Below are 4,305 nucleotides of genomic sequence, written 5' to 3'. Positions count from 1 at the left end.
CACCAGCGGCTCGTAGCCGATCACCGCCAGCCGCAACCCACCACCGGCCGACGAACACACGTACCACGGCACGTCACGCACCCCGAGCCGGGCGGTCGCGGCCGTGACGGCGGCGTCTAGGCCGTGCAGCACATCCGTGCCGACCGTGGTCGGCGCCGCCGCCGCCGCGACCAGCCCACCGCCGTCGAGGTCGACCACCGCGACCTTCGTGTACGTCGAGCCGACGTCGGCGCAGACCGCGACGTTCACGCCGACGCGGGAACGACCACCGTGCCGGTGGCGGTCACCGCCACCACCGGCGGATCGAGGACCTCCGCGGCCGACTCGCCCCGATCCGGGCGGCCCCGGCACACCACCCGCACCTCGAAGTCGATGGTGCGGCTGCGGGTACCCACCCGGGTCACCGTCGCCACCACCTCCAGCACGTCACCGGCCTTCATCGGCGCCCTGAACTGCACGTCCGAATAGGACGCGAACAACCCCTCGTCGCCGTCGGTACGGATGCACACCTCCGTGGCCACATCCCCGAACAGACCCAACGCGTACGCCCCGTCGACCAGGTTCCCCGCGTAGTGCGCGTGCGCGTACGGCACATACCGCCGGTGCGTCACCGTCAAACCCAACCGTGGGTCACTCATGCCTTCGCCTTCTTGTTCGTGATCAACGCGTGGACCAGATAGGACGCCACCTCACCCGGAGTGGTGCCCCGGCCGAAGATGCGGTCCACCCCCAACTCGGCGGCCTGCTTCTCGTCGAACCGCGGCCCACCCACGATCAGCAGCGGCCGCCGACCCGCCGGCATCGCCTCCCGGAACGCCGCCGACATCTCCCGCGTGTTGTGCAGATGCGCGTCGCGCTGCGTCACCACCTGCGACACCAGCACCGCGTCGGCCCGCGCCACCCGCGCCGCCTCCACCAACTCCGGCACACTCACCTGCGCACCCAGATTCGCCACCGACAACTCCCGGTAGTACTCCAGGCCCTTCTCACCGGCGATGCCCTTGACGTTGAGGATCGCGTCGATGCCCACGGTGTGCGCGTCCGTGCCGATGCACGCACCCACCACCGACAGCTTGCGGCGCAACCGCCGCTTCACCACCGCGTTGACCTCCTTGGCGGACAACAGCGGAAAGTCCCGCTCCACCACCTGCACCGCCGACAGGTCCACCAGATGATTCACCCGCCCGTACACCATGAAGAAGGTGAACCCGTCACCCATCTGCTTCGCATGCACCAGCAACGCCGGATCGATACCCATCCGGTTCGCCAACTGGATCGCCGCACCCTCGGCCCGCTTGTCGTGCGGCACCGGCAACGTGAACGACACCTGCACCATGCCGTCACCGGTGGTGTCCCCGTACGGCCGGACGATCTTGCTCGTGCTCATGCGGACGGCCTCTCCAGGATCTCCGTGGCCGGGTTGTAGTAGTCGCTCTCGTGCCGCGCCACCCCGTCCAGCCCCTTACCCCGATCCGCCGGCCGCTTCATGATCCCGAACGTGCCCTCGGCGATCGCGGTCAACAACGACTGATCACCGATCCGTTCCAACAACTCCACCGCCTCACCGAGCACCCGGTGCGCACGCTGCTGGATGAACCCCCCGGGCGCCGGCACGAAGTCCTCATGCAACCCCCCGGCCGCCCCCAACACGTACCGGACGTTCTGCAAAGCGATGTCCCGATCCGACAACCACGGCGTCACCACCGCCTCGGTCATCATCCCCACCAGCAGAATCCCCTGCCCGGTCATGGTGCCCACCAGGTTGAAGAACCCGTCCAACAGGTTGCCCCGGAACACGTCACCGGTCATGTGCTTCGTCGGCGGCATCCACTTCAACGGCGCCTCCGGGAACAACTCCCGGGCCAGCAACGCGTGCGCCAACTCCAACCGGAACGACTCCGGCACATCCGGATTGATCTCGAACGCGTGCCCCAGCCCCAACTGCCAGTCAGCCAGCCCCGCCTCGTGCGCGAAATACTCGTTCAGCAGCTGCGACACCGTCACCGTGTGCGCCTCGTCCACCGCGTCCGCGGTGGTGAGATAGTTGTCCTCACCGGTGTTGATGACGATCCCCGCCCGCGCGTGCACCTGCCGGGAAAACCGCTGATCCACGAACGTACGGATCGGGTTGATGTCACGGAACAGAATCCCGTACATCGAGTCGTTGAGCATCATGTCCAGCCGCTCAAGCCCCGCCAGCGTGGCCATCTCCGGCATGCACAACCCCGACGCGTAATTCGTCAGCCGCACATACCGGCCCAACTCCCGCGACGACTCATCCAACGCCGCCCGCATCAGCCGGAAATTCTCCTGCGTCGCGTACGTGCCGGCGAACCCCTCCCGGGTCGCCCCCTCCGGCACGTAATCCAGCAGCGACTGCCCCGTCGACCGGATAACCGCGATCACGTCCGCGCCGGCCCGCGCCGCCGCCTGCGCCTGCGGAATGTCCTCGTAGATGTCCCCGGTCGCCACGATCAGATAGATCCACGGCCGCTGCTTCGGATCCCCGTACCGCCTGACGAGACGGTCCCGCTCGACCCGCCGCCGATCGATCCGCCGGACCCCGGCCGCCACCGCCCGACGGGCGGCCCGCCGCGCCACCGTGGCCGCCTTACCGGTCGGCTGCTCGAACCGCACCGACCCGGCCGCCGCCTTCTGCGCCAGCAACGTCACATCGGTCAGCTGCTCCCGGGCAAGCGCCTCGAACACCGGCACCGCCACCCCGTGCCCCAACCCCACGTCCGCGACGACCGCGTCCACCAGCCGGTTCACCCACGGAATACCGTCCGGATCGGCACCGGTCACCCCGGCCAACCGCAGCACCGCACGCTCCACCGACACCGTGGTGTGACTACACGCCAACTCCACCACCGGCCGCCCGGCCCGCCGCGCCAACTCCCGCGCCCGCGCCACCAGCGCCGGATCCAGATCCAGCTTTCCCGGTACCCCGCCGACCGCCGGACCCGCACCGCCGGCCCGACCGCTTCCCTCGCTCACGAAGACCCTTCCATGTAGATCACCTCACCGCGCAGCACCGTCGACCGGCACACCGGCAACGGCGTCGGATCCTCCGGCCCCCGCGCCTCCGGATCCTCGGCCTGCAACACCGGCAGACCCCGGTCCACCCCGGCCGGGCTCGACCACACCGCGAACGTCGCCGGCGCACCCAACGCGAGAACCCCCTCGCTGTCCAGGTGCACCGCCCGCCACCCGCCCCGGGTGTGCGCCGCGAACGCGGCCCGCACACTCATCCGCTGCACCGGGTTGTGATGCGCCACCGCCGCCCGCACCGACCCCCACGGATCCAGCGGCGTCACCGGCGAATCCGACCCGAAAGCCAACGTCACACCCACCGCGTGCATCGCCCCCATCGGGTTCGACGCCAACGACCGCTCCAGCCCCAGCCGCGTCTCATACATCCGGCCCGCGCCACCCCACAACCGGTCGAACGCCGGCTGCATCGACGCCACCACCCCGAACTCCACGAACCCGGCGATCAACCGCCGATCCATGATCTCCGCATGCTCCACCCGGTGCCGCGCCGCCCGCACCCGGTCCGTGCCGAGCTTCTCCGCCGCCGACGCGAAACCCGCCAACACCGTCGAGATCGCCGCGTCACCGATCGCGTGGAACCCGCCCTGCATCCCATGCGCCGCACAGTCCAGCAGATGATCACGCACCTGCTCCGCACTCAGATAACCGTGACCACACCCGGCACCATCGGCGTACGCCTGCGACACATGCGCCGTACGCGACCCCAACGCCCCGTCGGCGAACAGGTCACCACCGGCACCCACCGCACCCAGGTCCCGCGCCCGCGCCGCACCGCCCAGCTCACCCCAGTACCCGTACACCTCCGGCAACCCCGCACCGGAAATCGACAACAGGTTGGTGAAGTCCTCCTCGTCGGAGATCTCCGGCCCACCGCACTCGTGCACCGCCGCGATCCCCAGCGACGCCGCATGCTCAAGAGCCACCCGCTGCGCCGCCACCCGCTGCGCCCGCGTCACCGACGCCCGCGCCACCGCCCGCACCACATGGTGCGCGTCCCGCCGCAGCCACCCCGACTCGTCGTACCCGGGCGCCGCCACCGCCTCCGGACACGCCGCCAACAACGCCGACGACACCAACGCCGAATGAATCGACGCCTGCGACAGGTACACCCGCCGGCCGCCGGCCGCCCGGCCCAGCTCCGCCGCCCCCGGCGGCTGCGGCACCGGCCACGTCGACTCGTCCCAGCCGTGCCCCAGCACCACCGCGTCCGCCGGCAGCCCCGTCGCGAACCCCGCCACCGCGTCCAACAGC

General features: G+C 70.3%; 5 protein-coding genes. All 5 read right to left on the bottom strand.

Annotation, left to right across the window (positions count from 1 at the left end; genetic code table 11):
• Positions 1-249: glutamate mutase L (locus C1I95_RS32110; protein WP_199524007.1), on the bottom strand; the 249-nt coding region annotated here is incomplete at its 3' end.
• On the bottom strand, positions 246-638 hold the full coding sequence (gene kal / locus C1I95_RS32105) for a 3-aminobutyryl-CoA ammonia lyase (protein WP_111219651.1): 393 nt from the start codon (positions 636-638) through the stop codon (positions 246-248). The genes C1I95_RS32110 and kal, both read right to left, overlap by 4 nt.
• A complete protein-coding gene (gene kamE, locus C1I95_RS32100) occupies positions 635-1,387 on the bottom strand; it encodes a lysine 5,6-aminomutase subunit beta (protein ID WP_111219649.1) in 753 nt (250 codons plus the stop codon). The genes kal and kamE overlap by 4 nt, the downstream gene beginning before the upstream one ends.
• Positions 1,384-2,997, bottom strand: coding sequence for a lysine 5,6-aminomutase subunit alpha (kamD, locus tag C1I95_RS32095; protein WP_111219647.1), 1,614 nt, complete (start codon positions 2,995-2,997; stop codon positions 1,384-1,386). Before kamD ends, kamE begins: the two co-directional genes overlap by 4 nt.
• On the bottom strand, positions 2,994-4,305 hold a 1,312-nt coding region (locus C1I95_RS32090; protein WP_111219645.1), incomplete at its 5' end, for an amidohydrolase. The genes kamD and C1I95_RS32090, both read right to left, overlap by 4 nt.

Source organism: Micromonospora craterilacus (assembly GCF_003236315.1).
GTDB lineage: Bacteria > Actinomycetota > Actinomycetes > Mycobacteriales > Micromonosporaceae > Micromonospora > Micromonospora craterilacus.
This window is presented reverse-complemented; position numbering and strand designations above follow the sequence as displayed.